At 55.0% G+C, this 18,266-nt stretch carries 17 protein-coding genes and 1 tRNA gene; 10 read left to right on the top strand and 8 right to left on the bottom strand.

What is annotated here, in order from left to right; genetic code table 11:
• Position 1: 1 nt before the first annotated feature.
• The 3 genes from AB1724_00380 to AB1724_00370 form a co-directional block, all read right to left on the bottom strand.
• Positions 2-1,042 carry a rod shape-determining protein gene (locus tag AB1724_00380; protein MEW6076250.1) on the bottom strand — a complete coding sequence of 347 codons (1,041 nt, stop codon included), beginning with the start codon at positions 1,040-1,042 and terminating at the stop codon, positions 2-4.
• 177 nt (positions 1,043-1,219) lie between these two features.
• Positions 1,220-2,332 (bottom strand): serine hydrolase domain-containing protein, encoded by a 1,113-nt coding sequence (locus AB1724_00375; GenBank protein ID MEW6076249.1) that lies wholly within the window; start codon positions 2,330-2,332, stop codon positions 1,220-1,222.
• Positions 2,329-3,270, bottom strand: coding sequence for an LD-carboxypeptidase (locus AB1724_00370; GenBank protein ID MEW6076248.1), 942 nt, complete (start codon positions 3,268-3,270; stop codon positions 2,329-2,331). The genes AB1724_00375 and AB1724_00370 overlap by 4 nt, the downstream gene beginning before the upstream one ends.
• Positions 3,271-3,521: 251 nt before the next feature.
• On the opposite strand from AB1724_00370, the gene AB1724_00365 reads away from it, so the two are divergent.
• Complete coding sequence (locus tag AB1724_00365; GenBank protein MEW6076247.1) at positions 3,522-4,238, top strand: GAF and ANTAR domain-containing protein; 717 nt, start codon at positions 3,522-3,524, stop codon at positions 4,236-4,238.
• A gap of 43 nt (positions 4,239-4,281) precedes the next feature.
• On the opposite strand, the gene AB1724_00360 is transcribed toward AB1724_00365, so the two are convergent.
• Positions 4,282-4,358 (bottom strand) — tRNA-Pro (locus AB1724_00360).
• Positions 4,359-4,661: 303 nt separating this feature from the next.
• Between AB1724_00360 and AB1724_00355 the strand changes: the two genes are divergently transcribed.
• From AB1724_00355 to dsrP, 6 genes are all read left to right on the top strand, one after another.
• Positions 4,662-5,180: an RsbRD N-terminal domain-containing protein gene (locus AB1724_00355; GenBank protein ID MEW6076246.1), complete on the top strand. Its 519-nt coding sequence runs from the start codon at positions 4,662-4,664 to the stop codon at positions 5,178-5,180.
• A 73-nt stretch (positions 5,181-5,253) separates the two neighbouring features.
• Positions 5,254-6,279, top strand: a complete 1,026-nt coding sequence (dsrM, locus tag AB1724_00350; protein ID MEW6076245.1) for a sulfate reduction electron transfer complex DsrMKJOP subunit DsrM — start codon at positions 5,254-5,256, stop codon at positions 6,277-6,279.
• Between the two features lie 3 nt (positions 6,280-6,282).
• Positions 6,283-7,935 carry a sulfate reduction electron transfer complex DsrMKJOP subunit DsrK gene (gene dsrK, locus AB1724_00345; GenBank protein ID MEW6076244.1) on the top strand — a complete coding sequence of 551 codons (1,653 nt, stop codon included), beginning with the start codon at positions 6,283-6,285 and terminating at the stop codon, positions 7,933-7,935.
• Positions 7,925-8,317 carry a sulfate reduction electron transfer complex DsrMKJOP subunit DsrJ gene (gene dsrJ / locus AB1724_00340; GenBank protein MEW6076243.1) on the top strand — a complete coding sequence of 131 codons (393 nt, stop codon included), beginning with the start codon at positions 7,925-7,927 and terminating at the stop codon, positions 8,315-8,317. Before dsrK ends, dsrJ begins: the two co-directional genes overlap by 11 nt.
• A complete protein-coding gene (dsrO, locus tag AB1724_00335; protein MEW6076242.1) occupies positions 8,317-9,204 on the top strand; it encodes a sulfate reduction electron transfer complex DsrMKJOP subunit DsrO in 888 nt (295 codons plus the stop codon). Before dsrJ ends, dsrO begins: the two co-directional genes overlap by 1 nt.
• 21 nt (positions 9,205-9,225) lie before the next feature.
• The gene (dsrP, locus tag AB1724_00330; protein ID MEW6076241.1) at positions 9,226-10,383 is read left to right on the top strand and encodes a sulfate reduction electron transfer complex DsrMKJOP subunit DsrP; all 1,158 of its coding nucleotides are present in this window, start codon (positions 9,226-9,228) and stop codon (positions 10,381-10,383) included.
• A gap of 83 nt (positions 10,384-10,466) precedes the next feature.
• On the opposite strand, the gene AB1724_00325 is transcribed toward dsrP, so the two are convergent.
• From AB1724_00325 to serC, 3 genes are read right to left on the bottom strand one after another with little or no spacing between them, the layout of a single operon-like run.
• Positions 10,467-11,162 carry an acyltransferase gene (locus AB1724_00325; protein MEW6076240.1) on the bottom strand — a complete coding sequence of 232 codons (696 nt, stop codon included), beginning with the start codon at positions 11,160-11,162 and terminating at the stop codon, positions 10,467-10,469.
• Between the two features lie 41 nt (positions 11,163-11,203).
• Complete coding sequence (locus AB1724_00320; protein MEW6076239.1) at positions 11,204-12,265, bottom strand: phenyltransferase domain-containing protein; 1,062 nt, start codon at positions 12,263-12,265, stop codon at positions 11,204-11,206.
• A gap of 59 nt (positions 12,266-12,324) precedes the next feature.
• Positions 12,325-13,410, bottom strand: a complete 1,086-nt coding sequence (gene serC / locus AB1724_00315) for a 3-phosphoserine/phosphohydroxythreonine transaminase (protein ID MEW6076238.1) — start codon at positions 13,408-13,410, stop codon at positions 12,325-12,327.
• A 159-nt stretch (positions 13,411-13,569) separates the two neighbouring features.
• Between serC and hisD the strand changes: the two genes are divergently transcribed.
• Positions 13,570-14,871: a histidinol dehydrogenase gene (hisD, locus tag AB1724_00310; GenBank protein ID MEW6076237.1), complete on the top strand. Its 1,302-nt coding sequence runs from the start codon at positions 13,570-13,572 to the stop codon at positions 14,869-14,871.
• Positions 14,872-15,013: 142 nt separating this feature from the next.
• Here hisD and AB1724_00305 read toward each other — a convergent pair whose 3' ends face one another.
• A complete protein-coding gene (locus tag AB1724_00305; protein ID MEW6076236.1) occupies positions 15,014-15,505 on the bottom strand; it encodes a PilZ domain-containing protein in 492 nt (163 codons plus the stop codon).
• A gap of 266 nt (positions 15,506-15,771) precedes the next feature.
• On the opposite strand from AB1724_00305, the gene AB1724_00300 reads away from it, so the two are divergent.
• Both AB1724_00300 and lptD read left to right on the top strand, forming a co-directional pair.
• Positions 15,772-15,954: a hypothetical protein gene (locus AB1724_00300; GenBank protein MEW6076235.1), complete on the top strand. Its 183-nt coding sequence runs from the start codon at positions 15,772-15,774 to the stop codon at positions 15,952-15,954.
• 31 nt (positions 15,955-15,985) lie between these two features.
• Positions 15,986-18,250, top strand: coding sequence for an LPS assembly protein LptD (lptD, locus tag AB1724_00295; protein MEW6076234.1), 2,265 nt, complete (start codon positions 15,986-15,988; stop codon positions 18,248-18,250).
• Positions 18,251-18,266: the final 16 nt, after the last annotated feature.

Genomic DNA, 18,266 nt, shown 5'->3' with positions numbered 1-18,266 from the left:
TCTACAGCATGACCTGCTTCAGGACTTCAATGTTATCCAGGGCTTTACCGGTACCAACGGCAACGGTTATCAAAGGATCATCGGCGATGGTTATGGGAAGGCCTGTCTCTTCCCGAAGCAGCTTGTCCAGATTCTTCAGCAGGGCGCCCCCTCCCGTCAGTACGATTCCACGATCAACAATATCCGCCGACAGTTCAGGAGGCGTCTGTTCCAGAGCCATTTTGACGGTTTCCACAATCGCTTCGATCTGTTCGGAAATCGCCAGGCGAATCTCCTCTGAATCTATGGCCAGTATCTTGGGAATACCGGATACCAGATCCCGGCCTTTCACCTCGATGGTTTCCAGGTTCTCTTCATCCGGATAGGCATTGCCGATCGTTATTTTAATCAGTTCGGCCGTTCGCTCGCCGATCAGCAGATTGTATTTCCTTTTAATGTACTGGGCGATGGCTTCGTCCATCTTGTCACCGGCCACCCGCAGCGACCGGCTGTAAACAATGCCGGCCAGAGAAATCACAGCCACTTCAGTGGTTCCGCCGCCGATATCCACCACCATGTTACAGGTCGGCTCGGTGATCGGAAGGCCTGCGCCGATGGCCGCCGCCATCGGTTCTTCCATAAGGATAACCTCCCTGGCGCCGGCCCGTTCGGCCGAGTCCTTAACGGCCCGCTTCTCGACCTCGGTAATACCGGATGGCACGGCGATAATAATTCGCGGCCGGACAAACTTGCGCCGGTTATGCGCCTTCAGAATAAAATAGCGCAGCATGGCTTCCGCCACCTCGAAATCCGCGATCACACCATCCCGCATAGGCCGGATTGCCACAATGCTTCCCGGCGTCCTGCCCAGCATCCGTTTGGCTTCCGCGCCAACAGCCACCACCCGATTCTTGACCCGGGTGTCGGTCCGTATGGCCACCACGGACGGTTCGCTCAAGACAACCCCCTTACCCTTGACAAACACAAGCGTATTAGCAGTCCCCAGATCAATCGCCAGATCGCTGGAAAAAAAGCCCAAAAAAGTATCCGACAGAAGATTCATGACAATCCTTTTTCATAATTGATCATACCGGAGGCGACGAGCCGGAACCGCTGTCTCACCACCGCGCCCCGGTCAATTCTTCATAAAAAAACAAATTGTTAAAAACATCCCTGATTGAAAAATATCTTTTATTTCTATCAATAAACCGTCCCCGGCACAAGGGAAAATATCTTATTTTTAAAAAACCGCCGGATTTTGACCGGTCAATTCCGACATAACGGCGTCATGGAGAATCGGGCGAAACGCTTTCAATTCGTTATGATCCCGGCGGGGATGAACCCGGTTGGTAAACAGCAGAACGGTTACGGCGCGGGCAATGTCCAGCCACACGGACACGCCGGTAAAGCCCAGATGCCCCACGGTTGTATCAGAAAACAGTCGGCCGGCACTGGAATTCTCACGATCCGGGGTGTCAAACCCATAGGTTCGTCCGGATCCCGGCTTGGGCGCCAGCATCAGCGCCGTCGTTTCTCTTGACAAAATCCCCACCGGCGTTTCACCGCCATGGATATCCAGCAGCGCGTCCAGAAACCGGGCCACCGCTGTGGTGGTGCCAAACAATCCCGCCTGGCCGGCGACCCCCCCGGCCTCATAGGCGTTATCATCATGAACCATCCCTTTGACGAGGCAGCCCCGTCGGGGGCAGTCTTCGGTCGCGGCAAAAGCTCTTTCCGTCCGCATTACCTCCAGCGCGGCCGGATCCTCCCGGTGGATATCGATAAAAAAAAGATCGTGGATGCGCAGAGGCGCGTAGAGGAATTCATGAACGAAAACATCCAGCCGTTTACCGGACACCTTTTCCACCACATATTTGAGCACCATGTAACCCAGGTCACTGTATACCTGATGGCGGCCGGGGGCGTATTCCAGAGGTTCTCCGGCCAGCAGCCGGAGCAGGGCCTGATCCCTTTCCTGACGGGGAAGGCGGGCCAGCGTCAAAAAGTATTCGCGGTGGGCGGGAAGCCCGGAAGTATGCAGAAGCAGTTGCACCGGCGTAATGGCGTGTTTATCCGTACCCCGGAATTCCGGCAGGATATCGCCGACGGCATCGTCCAGGCGCAGACGGCCTTCATCAGCCAGCTTCAAAACGGCCGGGGCCGTGGCCAGAGGCTTGGTCAGCGATGCCAGATCAAAAACCGTGTCCCGGGTCATGGGCTGGCGTGAAAAAAGATCGGCCTGCCCATAAGCCTCATGAAAAAGATCCCGGCGGTTCCGCCGGACATGCAGCACGCCCCCCGGGAAGACCCCCCGGGCGACCCCCTCCTCCATCAGGCGCCGGGCTTCTTTCATGGCACTTTCCGGACCGCTGTTGACAGCGCCGGCGAGTCGTATGCCAGCGTCCCCCGGTCGGCGTCCAGGGTGGCGCTCAATCCCAGGGGCAACGGCAGGTTATCTCCTTCATGCCCCACCGGCAGCCCGGCCAGAATCGGAATCGATTCGGTAAAACAGGCTCTGACGATATCGTAAATCTCCCGCATCTCCCCGCACTGGTCAAACCGCCCCAGGATTACCCCGGCCACGCCGTCCAGACACCCGGCCAGACGCATCTGGGTCAGCATCCGGTCAATCCGGTAAGGCGCTTCAGCCGTGTCTTCCAGCAGCAGCAGGCTCCCTTTCAAATCCGGTTGATAGGGAGTGCCGGTCAGCTGGCAGAGGGACGCAAGATTGCCGCCGCGAACGATTCCCGTGGCCCGTCCCGGCACCAGCGAAATCCCTTCCACCGCCGCCAGTGTCGTGGGCGCCGGTGACATGAATGCCGATGCCAGCGCCGTCCGTGTTGCCTCCCCGGCATCCGCCAGCGTCGTGATGACCGGAGCATGAAGGGTCACCAGCCCTGTTTTTTCAAAAAAAACTGACAGGAGTACGGTTATATCGCTGAACCCGGCGAAAATTTTCGGCCTGGTCCTGATCAGGTCATAATCGAGCATGGACAGAATTTTCAGGGACCCGAACCCGCCCCTGGCGCACATGATTGCTTTCACGTCTCTATCGGAAAAAAGCCGGTTTATGATGGCGGCCCGGTGCGCATCCGTCCCGGCCAGATACCCTCTCTGCAACGAAAGGTTCTCCGGGATGATTGCCCGGAACCCCAGCGATTCGAGCGCCATGATCCCCCGTTGAAACAGGTTGGCATCAAAGGCACTGGCCGGGGCGGCAATACCGATGGCGTCTCCGGGCTGCAGCGCCGGAGGGAGAATAGTCCTTTGTGAGGGCCGGTCCGGGTTCATCGCTTCCTTAAGTTGTATGGTATTGCATGCTGAAAATTGAATAATGGACGGGAAGACCATCTGTTCTTCACCCGCCCGTTTTTCCTTTGTTTTATAGCATCATAAGCATCAGAAAAACAAGCGGTTATTCACCGCCGGCGACCGAACGCGGTTGACAGGCGGAATCTTTTATTATAAAAGACAGTTGTTCCGTGGAACCGGAATACAAACATTCATGCAACCAACCGGAAACGGCCATCAGGAATCGTGAAATGCCGCACACCACCGACCACCCGGAGGCGGAGAAATACTTCAAGGCGCTGGCGGATATCAGCCGGGCGGTGGCCTCCGAACAATATCTGGAAGACATCCTCAAGCTGATTGTCATGGTCACGGCCAAGGTCACGGGCGTGGAAATCTGCTCCCTGTGGATGATTGAGGAAGAAGGCAATGGAAAAAAAATCCGGCTGAAAGCCACCCAGGCCATCGATCCGGCATACGTCAAGGACCGCACCTTGAACCTGGATGAGGGGATCGTCGGTTACGTGGCCACCAACAAAGTGCCGATCATTGTCCGCCATGTTCTGCGGGACGACCGGTTCAAGGAAAAGGCCATGGCGGAAAAGCTGGGCCTGGTTTCCATGGTGGGCATTCCCATGCAGATCAAAAACAACGAGGTCATCGGGGTGCTGAACTGTTTTACCGCCGTGCCCCACGACTTTTCCGAAACGGAAGTCAATCTGATCACCGCCGTGGCCCACCAGGCGGCGGTGGCAATCCACAATACCCAGCTGGCCCTGGACGCTAAAATCATCCGCGAAGAACTGGAAACCCGGAAAATGGTGGAACGGGCCAAGGAAGTACTCATGCGCAAACGCGGCATGGAGATCGACGAGGCCTACCGCTGGATCCGCAAACGCAGCATGGATTCACGCAAGCCCCTGCGGGATGTAGCCGAAGCCGTACTGCTTTCTGAGGATCTTTATTAAGGCCACATTAAGGAAACATCTGAATGCGGGCTAATGACTTTTTTGGTCGGGGCGGCAGGATTTGAACCTGCGGCTCCTTGCACCCCATGCAAGTGCGCTACCAGGCTGCGCTACGCCCCGCCGGAAAAACATGAAACGGTGAAACGGATACCACCTTCAGCCGCTTGATGTCAAGGCAATAATTTTGCGTGGCGGCAGATGAATATCCTGCCCGAATGAGCCGTAACGGCCTCTATTAATGATATCGACGGCAACGTCCCTTTTTCCTTGACAGAAAAAAATTGCTTGATTATATAAACTTTTTTTAACATCGTAGCGGTATCGCGTGTCCGGTACCATGTGCAGGCAAGCGGTCGTCGGCATGCTTCTGACGATTTATTTTCGGGAAGGGGACAGGCCAGTTGAGTATTTGGGAAAACAGTCATGCCAACCGTTGAATCCTTAATAGCCGGCCATAAAGAGTCCATTACCAGGCAATGGATCGAGGTTGCCCTCAAAACTTACCCGGCGGAAACCGCTTCCTTTTTTTTAAGGGAGAAAGACCGGTTTGCCAACCCCGTGGCCGGTAGTCTTTCCGAAAGCCTGACAAAAGTCATTGATGGCCTGGCTTCGCAGGCGTCTCAGAACGAGTTGTCGGAGTGCCTGGATGCCGCCATCCGGGTCCGAGCCGTTCAGTCCTTTGCGCCTTCCGAAGCGGTCTCTTTTATTTTTTCACTGAAACAGATTATCCGGGACGTGACGGGCGGCCAGGGCGACAACGATAATTCCGGTCCATATCGGCAACTGGATAAAAAAATTGATGAACTGGTTCTGCTCGGTTTCGACAAATACATGGAGTGCCGGGAAAAAATTTTTGAGCTTCGGGCCTATGAGGCCAGGAACAGAGTATTCAAAGCATTTGAAAAAGCGGGGTTGGTGTCGGACCCGGAGCAAACCAACTGATTAACTGGTCGTTCGAGAATCAGCCGGTTTCAGCGGCCATGATGGATGAATTTTTTATAGAGAGGTGCTGTTGATGAATGTAAACTATCTGTTCTCGTTGGCAACGGTTGTGGTCCTCATTGTGCTGACCTGGATAGGGGTCGACACACTGGGATTGAAAGGATTTTTCGGCATCATCATCCCTTACGCGGCCGTCGTCCTGTTCATTGTCGGAGTAACCCGCAAGGTGCTGAATTGGGCCAATTCCGCCGTTCCCTTTCGCATCCCCACGACCTGCGGCCAGCAGAAAAGCCTGCCCTGGATTCAGCAGGACAAAATTGACAACCCCAGCACAACCATCGGGGTGGTCATCCGCATGCTGTTTGAGGTGCTGACGTTCCGCTCCCTGTTTCGAAACACCAAAGCCAAATTCAAGGAAAACTACCGGCTCTCCTATCGCTGGGAAATCGTTCTCTGGGCAACGGCCCTGGCGTTTCATTATGCCTTTGCCGTGGTCCTTCTCCGGCATATGCGGTTTTTCTTCGAGCCGGTCCCGCTGGTGATTCGGCTTCTCGAAAACGCCGATTCCTTTTTCCGCCTGGAGTTCTTCTCCCCTTACTTTGCCGTCGGCCTGCCCGGCGTTTACATGTCCGGCCTGGTGCTGCTGGGCGCACTGCTGGTGCTGCTGGGCAGAAGGATCTTCCTGCCCCAGATCAAATACATCTCACTGGCGTCCGACTATTTCCCGCTTTTTCTGATTATCGGCATCGCCGCCACCGGAATTCTGATGCGCTACTTCGCCAAGGTGGACATTCTGGCCATCAAGGCCTTCGCCATGGGGTTGCTGACGTTCAATCCCGCCGTCCCGGAAAACGTCGGCACCCTGTTTTATGTTCATCTGCTGCTGGTCAGCGCGCTGGTGGCTTACTTCCCCTACAGCAAACTGATGCATGCCGGAGGGATTTTCCTGTCACCCACGCGCAACCTGGCCAATACCACCCGGGCCAAAAGGCATGTGAACCCCTGGAATTACACCGTCCATACGCATACGTATGAAGAATACGAGGAAGAGTTCAGAGAAAAAATGAGAGAAGCTGGTTTACCACTGGAAAAGGAGTAATCAATGGCAAGCAAGATAAAACCCGCCGAGTTGCTGGCAAGAACAGATCACAGGCCGCCTCGGACCGGCTGGATGGACACGCCGGTTGTCATCCGGGAGGGCATGTACTGTTACGCCTCAAACCCGAAAAGCGTGGAATATGTCGGTCTGCCCAATGCCAGAGCCTGGAATCCGCTGGAAGACGACTGGAAGCTGCCGGAAAACTGGCAGGAGATTCTGCACGAAGGATTCAAGGAGCGGCTGGAACGGTTCCGGACATTCAAGGTCTTCATGGATATCTGTGTCCGCTGCGGGGCCTGCGCCGACAAGTGTCATTTCTTTCTGGGCACCGGCGATCCCAAAAACATGCCGGTATTGAGGGCCGAACTGCTGCGGTCGGTTTATCGTAAAGATTTCACCGCTGCCGGGCGAATCATGAGTAGCCTGTTCGGCAAGCATATTTCCGGCGCCCGGGAACTGACCATGGATGTTCTCAAGGAGTGGTGGTATTACTTCTTCCAGTGCACCGAGTGCCGCCGCTGTTCGGTTTTCTGCCCCTATGGCATTGATACCGCCGAAATCACCATCATGGGCCGGGAACTGCTCAACCTCATCGGCCTGAACATCGACTGGATCGCCACGCCGGCGGCCAACTGCTACCGCACCGGCAACCATCTGGGCATCCAGCCTCATGCCTACAAGGACATGCTCGACTTCTTCGTCAGCGACATCGAAGAGTTCACCGGGGTCACCATCGACCCGCCGCAGCTGAACAAAAAAGGCGCCGACATCCTTTTTATTACGCCGTCAGGCGACGTCTTCGCCGACCCGGGCACCTATACCTGCATGGGATATATGATGCTGTTCGATTACCTGAAGAAGGTATACGGCCTGGATGTGACCTGGAGTACCTACGCTTCCGAGGGGGGCAACTTCGGGTTTTTCACCTCCCATGAAACCATGAAGCGGCTCAACGCCAAAATGTACGCCGAAGCCAGGCGGTTGGGCGTCAAATGGATTCTGGGCGGGGAATGCGGCCATATGTGGCGGGTTATCCATCAATACATGGATACCATGAACGGACCGGCCGACTTCCTCCAGGAGCCGGTTTCTCCCATCACCGGCACCCGTTTTGAAAACGCGAAATCCACAAAGATGGTTCACATCGCCGAATTTACCGCCGATCTCATCAAGCACGGTAAACTGAAACTGGATCCTTCTCGAAACGACAAAATCCGGCTGACCTACCATGACTCCTGCAACCCCTCCCGGGGCATGGGGCTGCTGGATGAGCCCCGGTATGTCATTAAGAACGTGTGCAACCACTTTTACGAGATGCCGCCGAACACCATCCGTGAACAGACCTTCTGCTGCGGCAGCGGCGCCGGCCTCAACGCCGGAGAAGACATGGAGCTGCGGATGTCCGGTGGATTGCCCAGGGCCAACGCCGTCAAGTACGTCCATGAAAAATACGGCGTCAATACGCTGGGCTGCATCTGCGCCATTGACCGGGCGGTGTTGCCCGCGCTGATGGATTACTGGGTTCCGGGAGTGGGCGTAGCCGGCCTGCATGAGCTGGTCGCCAACGCTCTGGTTTTCCCGGAAGAAGAAGGTCCAAGAGAAATGAACCTGCGCGGTGAACCGCTGGGAGCCGAGGAGGATGCAGATGAAGAATAAAGGGCTGATTATTGCCGGGCTGGTCGTGTTTTTCATAATCGCGCTGACCCCCTGGTGGTGGAACCTGGTCACCGGGACCAAAGCCAAAGCACCGGAACCGAAACTGACCGCTAAAGCCGAGGCAGCCAAGAACTGCGTGGAGTCCAAAGACTTCATGAAAAAAGAACATATGCAGCTCCTGGACCAGTGGCGGGAAGAGGTCGTGCGCCAGGAACGCCGGACTTATGTCAACACGGAGGGTAAATCCTTTGACATGAGCCTCACCAACACCTGCCTTGACTGTCATTCCAACAAGGCCGAGTTCTGTGACAGTTGTCACAACTATACATCCGTAAGGCCCTATTGCTTTGACTGTCACAACATTCCAAAGGAGGCAAACTGATGGATAACAGCCGGAGAACATTCCTCAAGATAGCCGGCATCGCAGCCGCCGGCCTTACCGCCGCGCCCGCCGTGACTTCCCTGGCGTCATCCGCCAGTCCGTCAAAGGGGGGGAAAGTGGTTAGAAATCCAGAGGCACTGACCGCCAAGCACTGGGGCATGGTGATCGACACCAGGAAACTGACCACGTCGGCCGACCTGGAACCGATCATCGAAGCCTGTCACCGGATTCATAACGTTCCCACGTTTGAAGACGACCTCATGATGCCGCAACTGCCGTGCCGGATGGCGGAAACGGAGTCTCTGAAACAGTCCTGCGAAAAAGTGAACGAGAAGATTCCCAAGATCTCTTCCGACAAGAAACGGCATGAGATCAAGTGGATCTGGGAAGAAGAATTTCACAATTTATTCCCCGATCAGTTGAATCCGTATCTGACCGAACACTTGGAGCATCTCCCCTTTCTGACCCTGTGCAACCACTGCGCCAATCCCTCCTGCGTCCAGGCCTGCCCGACCAAGGCCACGTTCCAGCGGGAAGACGGTATTGTGCTCATGGACTTTCACCGCTGCATCGGATGCCGCTTCTGCATGGCGGCCTGCCCTTACGGATCCAGAAGTTTCAATTTCCGTGATCCCCGGCAAGGATTGAAGGAAATCAACACCGCCTTCCCCACCCGGATGAAGGGTGTGGTGGAAAAATGCAACTTCTGCGCGGAACGATTGAGCAAGGGCCAGATGCCGGCCTGCGTGGAAGCGTCCAACGGCACCATCCTTTTCGGCGATCTGAATGATCCGGAATCGGAGGTCAGAAAGGCGCTGAAAGAAAATTATGCCGTCCGGCGACAGCCGAGCCTCGGCACCGAACCGTCAGTTTATTACATTTTATAGTCTTCATAAGATGAGGTGGTCATGCTTGAAACCGCATTAAAGGGAAGCAAAAGGTACTGGTCGCTGCTGATCGTCCTGGGAGGTCTTGCCGGCGCCGGATTTCTTGTTTATCTGCAACAGTTTGAACTCGGCCTGGGCATCACCGGCATGAGCCGGGATGTGACCTGGGGATTTTATATCGCCCAGTTCACCTTCCTAGTCGGCGTCGCGGCCGGAGGGGTGATGCTGGTCCTGCCGTATTATCTCCACCACTACAAGGTGTTCAGCAAAATTACTATCCTGGGTGAGTTCCTGGCCATTTCGGCGGTGTCCATGTGCCTGATGTTTATTATCGTCGATCTTGGTCAGCCCATGCGGGCCATGAACGTCATCCTGCACCCGACGCCCTACTCCATGCTGTTCTGGGATATGATTGTCTTAAACGGCTATCTTTTCCTGAACGTCGTTGTCGGCTGGGCGGTTCTGGAAGCGGAAAGAAACGCCGTGGCGCCCCCCAAATGGATCAAACCGCTGATTTACCTCTCCGTGCCCTGGGCCTTCGGCATTCATACGGTCACAGCCTACCTGTACTGCGGCCTGCCGGGACGCCATTTCTGGCTGACCGCGGTGCTGGCCCCCCGCTTCCTGGCCTCGGCCTTTGCCGCCGGCCCCGCCCTGATTATCATTATGGCGCTGATTCTGCGGCGGTTTACCTCTTTTGACGCCGGCAAGGAAGCCATCCAGGGAATTGCCCGGATCGTAACCTACGCGCTTATCGCCAACGTCTTCTTCTTCGCCTGCGAGGTATTTGTGGCCCTCTACAGCCAGATTCCCGGCCACGTGCATTCCCTGCAGTACCTCTTCCTCGGTCTCCACGGCCACAACGCCCTGGTGCCCTGGATGTGGACTTCTCTGTTTTTGATGCTGCTGGCCATTGCGCTGCTGATTGTCCCGTCTTTACGGCAGAATGAAACCGTGCTCTGCTTTTCCTGCATCATTCTGTTTGTCGGCATCTGGATCGACAAGGGCCTGGGCATGATCTCCGGCGGGTTTATTCCCACGCCGCTGCATCATGTCGTCGATTACATCCCAACCATTCCGGAAATCATTATTTCCCTCGGCGTCTATGGTGCGGGTTTTCTGATCCTGACGGTTCTGTATAAGATCGCCATCAGCGTGAAGGAAGAAGTTTCCGCATAGCGGTTCTGCCAGACAAAAAAGGCGCCGGAGACAAAAGTCCGCCGGCGCCTTTTCTATTTTCAGCCTCAGCCTTTATTTGATGCCTAAACCCCTTTTCCGGGGAAAAGCCGGTGCCGCAAATAGCCGAGAATCGTATTGTCCTTAAGGACATGGCGGTCTAGAGCATCAAACCCGTAATATATCTGCCGATATTCTCTCCGGAACCACTCCGTGCGGGTGACCAACTCTTTTTCCAGATCCAGCTGCTTGACGATCCTGGCCGGATTGCCGGCAACAATCACATTCTCCGGAACGTCATCAATGACAACGGCCCGGGCGCCGATGACGCTGTTATCGCCGATCGTCACGCCTTTGCATATCATGGCGTTGTCACAGACCCAGACATTCTTCCCCAGGGTAATGGGAGCGGCAACACCCATGCTGACCCGGTTGTAGAGATCATGCCAGTCCGCGTCGCTCAGATATACGCCGCTGGCCAGCATGGTCCCGTCTCCGATGGTTATTTTCCTGGCGGCGCTGATCCTCACTCCCGGGCAGATAAGACAGGCATCGCCAACGAATATGCCTTTGGTGTCCTCGCTTTCCGACCATACCGAAAACCGGACTTTATTGTCGGAAGTGGCGATGACCGTGGCATGGTTGCCGAGATGAATGCCGGGACCGAACAGCTCCACATGCCAGGGTTGCATGAAATTGAATTGCGGACCGAGGGATTCAAACTGCGGGCGCAGAAAATGATTCACATACAGGTGCTGCAGCCGCAAATGAAGTTTTTTCAAAAAATATGGACGGAAATCGTTTCTCAAGAGAAGCCTTGGCTTTACTCCTTGATGGTTGCGTCAAAAAGAAAGGGGTATTCCGTTTTCCAGAAGTTGTGATTAAAAAGGCGGCCGGCCGGAGTCAGGTGGTACAGGGCATCCGCGGCCAGAAGTACCGCCGCGTTGGTCCAGGAAATTTTTTCTTCCGGCCAGACAACCATATTCGGATAGGTAAAACCGCACCAGAAGGAACCGTCATCAAAGCACTTATCCTGAATCCAGGAAAAAACGGCCTGGGCGTCATTTTCATTGCCCATGGCGGCCAGCGCCATGACCAGTTCGCAGGATTCGGCGATGGTGACCCAGGGTTCATCGGCCACGCATTTAACACCCTGGCCTTCGACAACGAATTTCTTCCAGTGCCTGTCGATCCGCTTTTGCGCGTCGGGGCCGGTGATCGCTCCGGACAGAATGGGATAAAACCAGTCCATGGAAAAACGCGATTTGGCCACGTTAAACAGGTGCGGCTGAAACTGGATGGCATGACCGAGTCGGGACAGAGACGCCCGCCAGCCGGGCATATCCGCACCGATCTCATGAGCAAGGGCCAGCGCGCATTTTAAGCTGAAATAAATGGAACTTGAACCGGTCAGCAACGACATGGGATCGGTCCTGCCCTCCGGGTTTTTGGCCCAGTAAATTTCCCCTCTGGGGGTTTGGAGGCTCAAGGCGAAATCGATGCCCCCGCACATGACCGGCCACATGCTCTTGATAAAATCGATGTTCCCGGTAACCAGGTAATGATGGAAAAGACCGGCGGCCAGATAGGAGCTCATATTGGTGTCGACGGTACGGTCGTCCGGCAGATCATTGCGATAGGCGGCATACCAGCTTCCGTCCGGTCGCTGCTTGTTTTTCAGCCAGCGGAAAGCGGCCTCCGCTTTTTGCGCCTGACCGCCGATGGTCAAACCCATGGCGGCCTCCACCAGGTCCCAGGGATCCGTCTTGTCGCCGGACGACCAGGGGATATCGCCGTTATCGCGCTGGGTGGCGGCGATCCGGGCGCAGACCGCGTCCATGTCAATTGTCAGGTCCTGTTTTTTAACCGCAACTTTAACGTTCATGCCGCGTCCTTAATCGTTGACAGGTTAAAGGCCACCTTTAAAAATGACCGTAAAACCGCCTACCCGTTTTTCTGTTCGAACGCCTTCATAAAATCGGCCAAGGCCTGCACCGACTCCATGGTCGTGGCATTGTAAATGGAAGCCCGGCAGCCGCCCACGGAACGGTGGCCCTTGAGTCCTCCCAGATCATTGGCAGTCGCTTCGGCGATGAATTTCTTCTCCAGTTCTTCTGAAGGGAGCCGGAAGGTTACGTTCATCAGGGAACGGCTGCCTTTTTCCGCGGTTGCCTTGTAAAAACTGCCGGCATCCATCATGTCATACAGAAGGGCCGCCTTTTTGCGGTTAAGGGCATCCATTTTTTCAAGACCGCCGACGGTTTCTTCCAGCCATTTTAAAACCAGTTGAATGGTATAGATGGTGAAACAGGGCGGGGTGTTGTAAAGAGAGTTTTCCTTGGCAAAGGTGGCATACTTGAGCATGGTCGGCAACTGATCCGCGGCGGCCTCGAGCATATCCTTGCGGATAATGACCAGGCACACCCCGGCCGGCCCGATATTCTTCTGGGCGCCGGCGTAAATCAGCCCGAAACGGGTCATATCAACAGGCCGGCTCATGATATCGGAAGACATGTCGCAGACGATGGGGACCCCTTTTGTATCGGGGAAGGATGCCCATTGGGTGCCCTTGATGGTATTGTTAGACGTAAGATGAACATAGGCCGCGTTCGGATCAAAATCGATGTTCTGCGGGATATAGGAAAAATTCCTGTCTTCGGAAGAAGCCGGAACGCGAACGGTCTTGCCCAGAATTTTGGCTTCCTTGATGGCCTTGGTGGCCCAGGTGCCGGTGTTGACATAGTCGGCCGACTTTTCGTCCGGCAGCAGGTTCATGGGTACCATGGCAAACTGGAGACTGGCGCCGCCCTGGATGAACAGAACCGTAAACTCGTCGCCCACGCCCAGCAGCCGTTTGACTCTGGCCACCGCGTCATTGATGATGTTTTCAAACGGTTTTGAACGATGACTGACTTCGGTAATTGACATTCCCGTTCCGGCAAAATCCAGAAAAGATGCCTGGATTTCCTGCAAAACGCTCACCGGCAACGCGGCCGGCCCCGGGTTGAAATTATGAATACGCTTTGACATAAAAACCTCCTTTAAGACTATTCTCTGATTTGATATAATTAAAAAAAGGAAATAAAACAAATTTATAAATATATGTCAATGGGGAAAAGCGGGAGCTGAAAAAACGCAGTAACGGTAATTTCCATACGCCGGCGAATCCGGCAGCAAAAGGATGCTCACATGAAAGTATTTGATTACACGACGAAAACGGCCCAGGAACAATTGCGCCGGATCATGAACCGGGGAACCGATTATTCCCGGAAGGATTACCGCCAGGTCGAGCAGATTATTGGAGAGGTTCGCCGGAATGGTGACCGGGCCCTTGAAAAATACACCCGTCAGTTCGACGCCCCCGGACTGAAGGCCGCCCGGCTGCGGGTAACTCCTCAAGAGTTTAAAGCCGCCGGCAGGCAGGTCGACAGGCAATTCCGCCACTCCCTGGCCCGGGCCATTCGTCAGATTGAAACATTCCACCAGGCCCAGCGGGAAAACTCCTGGATCAGCACGGATCGCCCCGGTGTGGTGGTGGGTCAGCAGATAACACCGGTCGACTCGGCCGGCATTTATGTGCCCGGCGCAAGAGGGGGAGAGACGCCGCTGGTGTCAACGGTTCTGATGGGGGTGCTGCCGGCCAGACAGGCAGGCGTTCCCCGGATCGTGATGGTAACCCCGCCGAGAAAAGACGGCTCGGTCAGTCCGCATCTGCTGGTGGCCGCCGAAAAGACCGGGGTAACGGAAGTATACAAGGTCGGCAGTGCCTGGGCCATCGCCGCCCTGGCATATGGAACGGAAACGATTCCCAGGGTGGACATGATCGCCGGGCCGGGCAATAAATACGTGGTGCTGGCCAAAAAAACACTTTCGGGCACGGTCGGTATTGATATTATTGCCGGGCCCAGCGAAATCCTGATCATCGCCGACCAGACCGCCGATCCCCGTTATCTGGCGGCCGACCTTCTTTCTCAGGCGGAACATGACGCCCTTGCTTCGGCCGTACTGATCACGCCCGTCCGGGAAATCGCCCGGCAAACCGCCCGGGAAGTGGACGCGCAACTATCCGCCCTCAACCGGCAGGAAACGGCGAAAAAAGCCCTCGCCCGATACGGTGGTATTTTTATCGTCGACTCGATGGAAACCGCCCTGACGACAGCCAATCGCTTCGCGCCGGAACACCTGGAACTGCAGGTGGAAGAACCCTTCGCGATGCTGGGGAGAATACGAAACGCCGGGGCCGTTTTCCTGGGCCGCTTTACTCCCGAGCCCATCGGGGATTATGTGGCCGGCCCCAATCATACCCTGCCCACCGGCGGGTGCGCCCGTTTTGCCTCGGCGCTTTCAACCAGTCATTTTCTAAAGCGAACCAGCGTGGTTTTCTATTCTGAAGCCGCGTTGAAAGCAGAGGCCCCGGACGCCATCAGGCTGGCTGAAATCGAAGGACTGGGCGCCCATGCCAACGCCATCCGCGTCCGGTTGGAAAAATAACCGTAAAAGTTTATTGTAAGATGGCTTCGTCAGGGGTTCAAGACCAAGGCGCGCAAGTCACGAGGAATGCCGTCACGCCTGTGGCGTGATGAAATTCCGAGGGATGCATCGTAACGCGGATATTGGACGCCTGACGAAGCCATCATAATGAATACAGCAGGTAGGGACCGAGCTTATCGTAATGCTCCGTGGAAATAAAACTGGCGCCGACGGAGTCGCCATGCTGGCTTCTGACGATCACCTTGCGCGAAATCAGAGACTGGTCCCGGTCATTGATGGTGAACTCCAGTGTTATGGTTTCACCGATGGTAAACTGATGAGAAAGATGAAGTTTAAACCGCAGGCCCGATCGGGAAAGATCCCTGATGGTGACCCTGCCCTTGACTTCCATCCCTTTAACGTAAGCGTAATATGTTCCCGTAAAGGAGACCTCTTTTCTGATCTCCTTTCTCCTCTCTAAAAGGACGCTGTACTGATGACCGCAGGGGCATTTACACTTGACCTTGATAACCGACTTGTTGATGTGTTTGAACTGCGAGACATCCAGGACCCTGACCTTCCCGCACTTGGGGCAGGTGAAAGCCGCCCTGTCGTCCTTGGTCATGAATGTCCGCGGCAGATTTTCTTCGGTCATGAAGGTCATCCTTCAGGGTTAAAGACTGCTCTATCAACTGGTTAAGTATATCCGCAGGAATTTATATATTAAATAATATCAATCAATATAGCCCATGTCAACCTCCGGAGACAGGCAGGGCGGCAACTTTCGGTTCGATTTTTTAACTGCTTGCGGCAGGAGCAGTCCTGATGTCCGGATAATGATTGAACATTCATCCGTCTTTTAGTAATGGTAGACTCGAAGCCGCCGGGGTAACCCCGGACAATATGGAAGGAGACTGTCTGATGGGCGCTAATGAAGACCAGGTCTTAAGAGCCGCCAAAGAAGTAGCGGTCAAATTTATCGAAATGGGCAGGATTTCTCCGGCCAACTTCTCCGAATCGTTCCAGATGATTTATGAAGCCATAGAAGAGCGGATTCAGAGATCAGAAACCGGAACCACCGATCATAAGCAGAAAAAGCGGTGATTGGCCTTAAAATGCTTACGAAGAGGAACAGGTGAACAGGTTTTTTCCCTCTCTGCGGATCGCCTTTTTTCTCCTCCTCTGCTTTGTGGCGGGTGTGTTTTGCTGCTTTGCCGAAGACTCTCCCCTGTTTGGTTTTGGCGACCCCGATACCCCCTGGCACATTGAAGCCGATACCCTGCATTACCTGGGCAATGACCAGTATTCAGCGGTCGGCGGGGTTGTCATCTCGTCGGGGGAAAGACGGATTCATGCGGATACGATCCGGTTCGACAGCAAAAAACGCGAGATTCTGGCCGCGGGCAATGTGGTCATCAGATCCGGTGAGGACGTCCTTACCGGGGACAGGATGGAAATGAGCCTGGCGTCCGAAACCGGCACGGTTTACGGGGGGGAGTTACTCTTCGGCAAGAATCATTTCTACATCGCCGGGGACCGGATTGAAAAGGTGGGACCGGACGCCTACAAGGTCGACCGGTTCAAGGTTACGACCTGCGATCCGAAATCCCCCGACTGGCAATTCACGGGCCGGGACCTCTCTTTTACCATGGAGGGATACGGCTCCATGCGTCATGCCTCTTTCTGGGCGAAAAGCGTCCCGCTGCTGTATGTCCCCTACCTGTTTTTCCCGGTGAAGACAAAACGGCAAAGCGGTTTACTGGTCCCGGAGATAAACTATTCCAGCGAAGACGGGGCGGGATACACCCAGCCGCTATTCTGGGCCATAAACGACAGCACCGACATGACGATTTTCTCCCACTATATGACGCGCCGGGGGGCCAGGATGGGCGCCGAATACCGCCAGGCCTTCGGTGAGGATTCTAAAATCGTCATCATGATGGAAGGCCTGCACGACCGCCAGAGGAACAAGGAAGTCACGGATGGTGATTACGGATATGACGGGGACGCCTGGGCTAGGCCCAACTCCGATCGTTACTGGTTCCGCATGAAGCAGGATCATGCTTTTTCCGAAACGACCACCGCCCGCCTGGATCTTGACGTGGTCAGCGATCAGGACTATCTGAAAGAATTCGACAGTTCCTATATGGGCTTTAAAAAAACCGACGCCTTTTTTGAAAAATATTTCGGCCGGGATTTGGATGAAGAGAACGAGGCCATCCGCACCAACAATCTCAGCGTAAACCGGTTGTGGGCAAGCCACAGCCTGAACGGTGCCCTGCGGTGGGAAGACGATGTCATCAAACGGCGCTGGGAAGATGAGGATACAACGGTACAGCGGCTTCCGGTGGTGATGTTTGACGCCGTCCGGCAGTTTGCGCCGGGCCTTCCCCTTAGCTACGACCTGGGAAGCGAATATACTTTCTGTTTTCGTAAGGACGGGGCCAAAGGGCATCGGACGGATATTCATCCCAGGCTTTATCTCCCCCTGTACTGGCATCATTTTCTCGCCTTCGAACCCTCCGCCGGTATACGGGAAACCGCCTGGTGGATGGATAAACCCGATCCGTTATATCCCGCGATGGACAAAGATCAGACCCGGACAGCGTATGATATGCGGCTGGATCTCTCATCCGAACTGGACCGGGTATTTTCCTTAAACCGGGAGATGGGGACGAAACTGCAGCACGCCCTCCTTCCCCGTGTGGTTTATGACCATGTCCTTTCCCCGGAAGCGGATGACCCGTTTCCGGAATTCGACGACAGCCTCGACACCATTGAGGAAGAGCGCCTGGTTACCTATGGGCTGGAAAATGTGTTCACGCTGAAAAAACTGGTGGGCGGAGAAAAGAAAAGCCCGGGGGATCCGGATTTTCGATACCGCGAGATATGCCGTTTCAATATATGGCAAAGCTATGACATAAAAGAAGCCCGGGAAAACGACCCGGCCGACTGGAACAACGGGACCAGCCGGCGGCCGTTTTCTCCGATTATGGTGGAGCTCGACTTCAGGCCGGCGAATTATTTGCGGCTGGATATGGATGCCGGCTGGAATCGTTACGAACACGGCTGGTCCGAATATGATTTCAAAATGGCCCTGGCGGATAACCGGGGAGACGTCCTGCATGTCGCCTATCGGTATGACCGGGACATCGCCGAATCCATCCGCTCCAGGGGAACCCTGGTCCTGAATCGATTATTAAGATTGTATGCCGAGCATGAGCATAATTTCTTCGACCATATCGACATTGAAACCAGCGCCGGCTTCATCTATTCGGCCTACTGCTGGTCCCTGGATGTCTCTTTCACGGACGAGTCGGATGACGACCGATTTTCTTTCATGATCCGGCTGAACGGTTTGAGTGACATGGAAACCGGCATCACCGGAGAAGAATTGTAAATCAGCGGGGCGGAAT

The sequence above is a fragment of the Thermodesulfobacteriota bacterium genome, from assembly GCA_040753795.1.
GTDB lineage: Bacteria > Desulfobacterota > Desulfobacteria > Desulfobacterales > Desulfosudaceae > JBFMDX01.
The sequence above is the reverse complement of the archived record's forward strand: the minus strand, read 5'-3'. Positions and strand labels throughout refer to the sequence as shown.

Excerpts from the sequence above, each read along its gene's own strand:
- dsrP (MEW6076241.1), top strand. The coding sequence starts at position 9,226 with ATGCTTGAAACCGCATTAAAGGGAAGCAAAAGGTACTGGTCGCTGCTG.
- AB1724_00380 (MEW6076250.1), bottom strand. The coding sequence starts at position 1,042 with ATGAATCTTCTGTCGGATACTTTTTTGGGCTTTTTTTCCAGCGATCTG.
- AB1724_00370 (MEW6076248.1), bottom strand. The coding sequence starts at position 3,270 with ATGAACCCGGACCGGCCCTCACAAAGGACTATTCTCCCTCCGGCGCTG.
- dsrK (MEW6076244.1), top strand. The coding sequence starts at position 6,283 with ATGGCAAGCAAGATAAAACCCGCCGAGTTGCTGGCAAGAACAGATCAC.
- AB1724_00305 (MEW6076236.1), bottom strand. The coding sequence starts at position 15,505 with ATGACCGAAGAAAATCTGCCGCGGACATTCATGACCAAGGACGACAGG.
- dsrJ (MEW6076243.1), top strand. The coding sequence starts at position 7,925 with ATGAAGAATAAAGGGCTGATTATTGCCGGGCTGGTCGTGTTTTTCATA.
- AB1724_00355 (MEW6076246.1), top strand. The coding sequence starts at position 4,662 with ATGCCAACCGTTGAATCCTTAATAGCCGGCCATAAAGAGTCCATTACC.
- dsrO (MEW6076242.1), top strand. The coding sequence starts at position 8,317 with ATGGATAACAGCCGGAGAACATTCCTCAAGATAGCCGGCATCGCAGCC.
- AB1724_00365 (MEW6076247.1), top strand. The coding sequence starts at position 3,522 with ATGCCGCACACCACCGACCACCCGGAGGCGGAGAAATACTTCAAGGCG.
- serC (MEW6076238.1), bottom strand. The coding sequence starts at position 13,410 with ATGTCAAAGCGTATTCATAATTTCAACCCGGGGCCGGCCGCGTTGCCG.
- AB1724_00375 (MEW6076249.1), bottom strand. The coding sequence starts at position 2,332 with ATGAAAGAAGCCCGGCGCCTGATGGAGGAGGGGGTCGCCCGGGGGGTC.
- hisD (MEW6076237.1), top strand. The coding sequence starts at position 13,570 with ATGAAAGTATTTGATTACACGACGAAAACGGCCCAGGAACAATTGCGC.
- dsrM (MEW6076245.1), top strand. The coding sequence starts at position 5,254 with ATGAATGTAAACTATCTGTTCTCGTTGGCAACGGTTGTGGTCCTCATT.
- AB1724_00300 (MEW6076235.1), top strand. The coding sequence starts at position 15,772 with ATGGGCGCTAATGAAGACCAGGTCTTAAGAGCCGCCAAAGAAGTAGCG.
- AB1724_00320 (MEW6076239.1), bottom strand. The coding sequence starts at position 12,265 with ATGAACGTTAAAGTTGCGGTTAAAAAACAGGACCTGACAATTGACATG.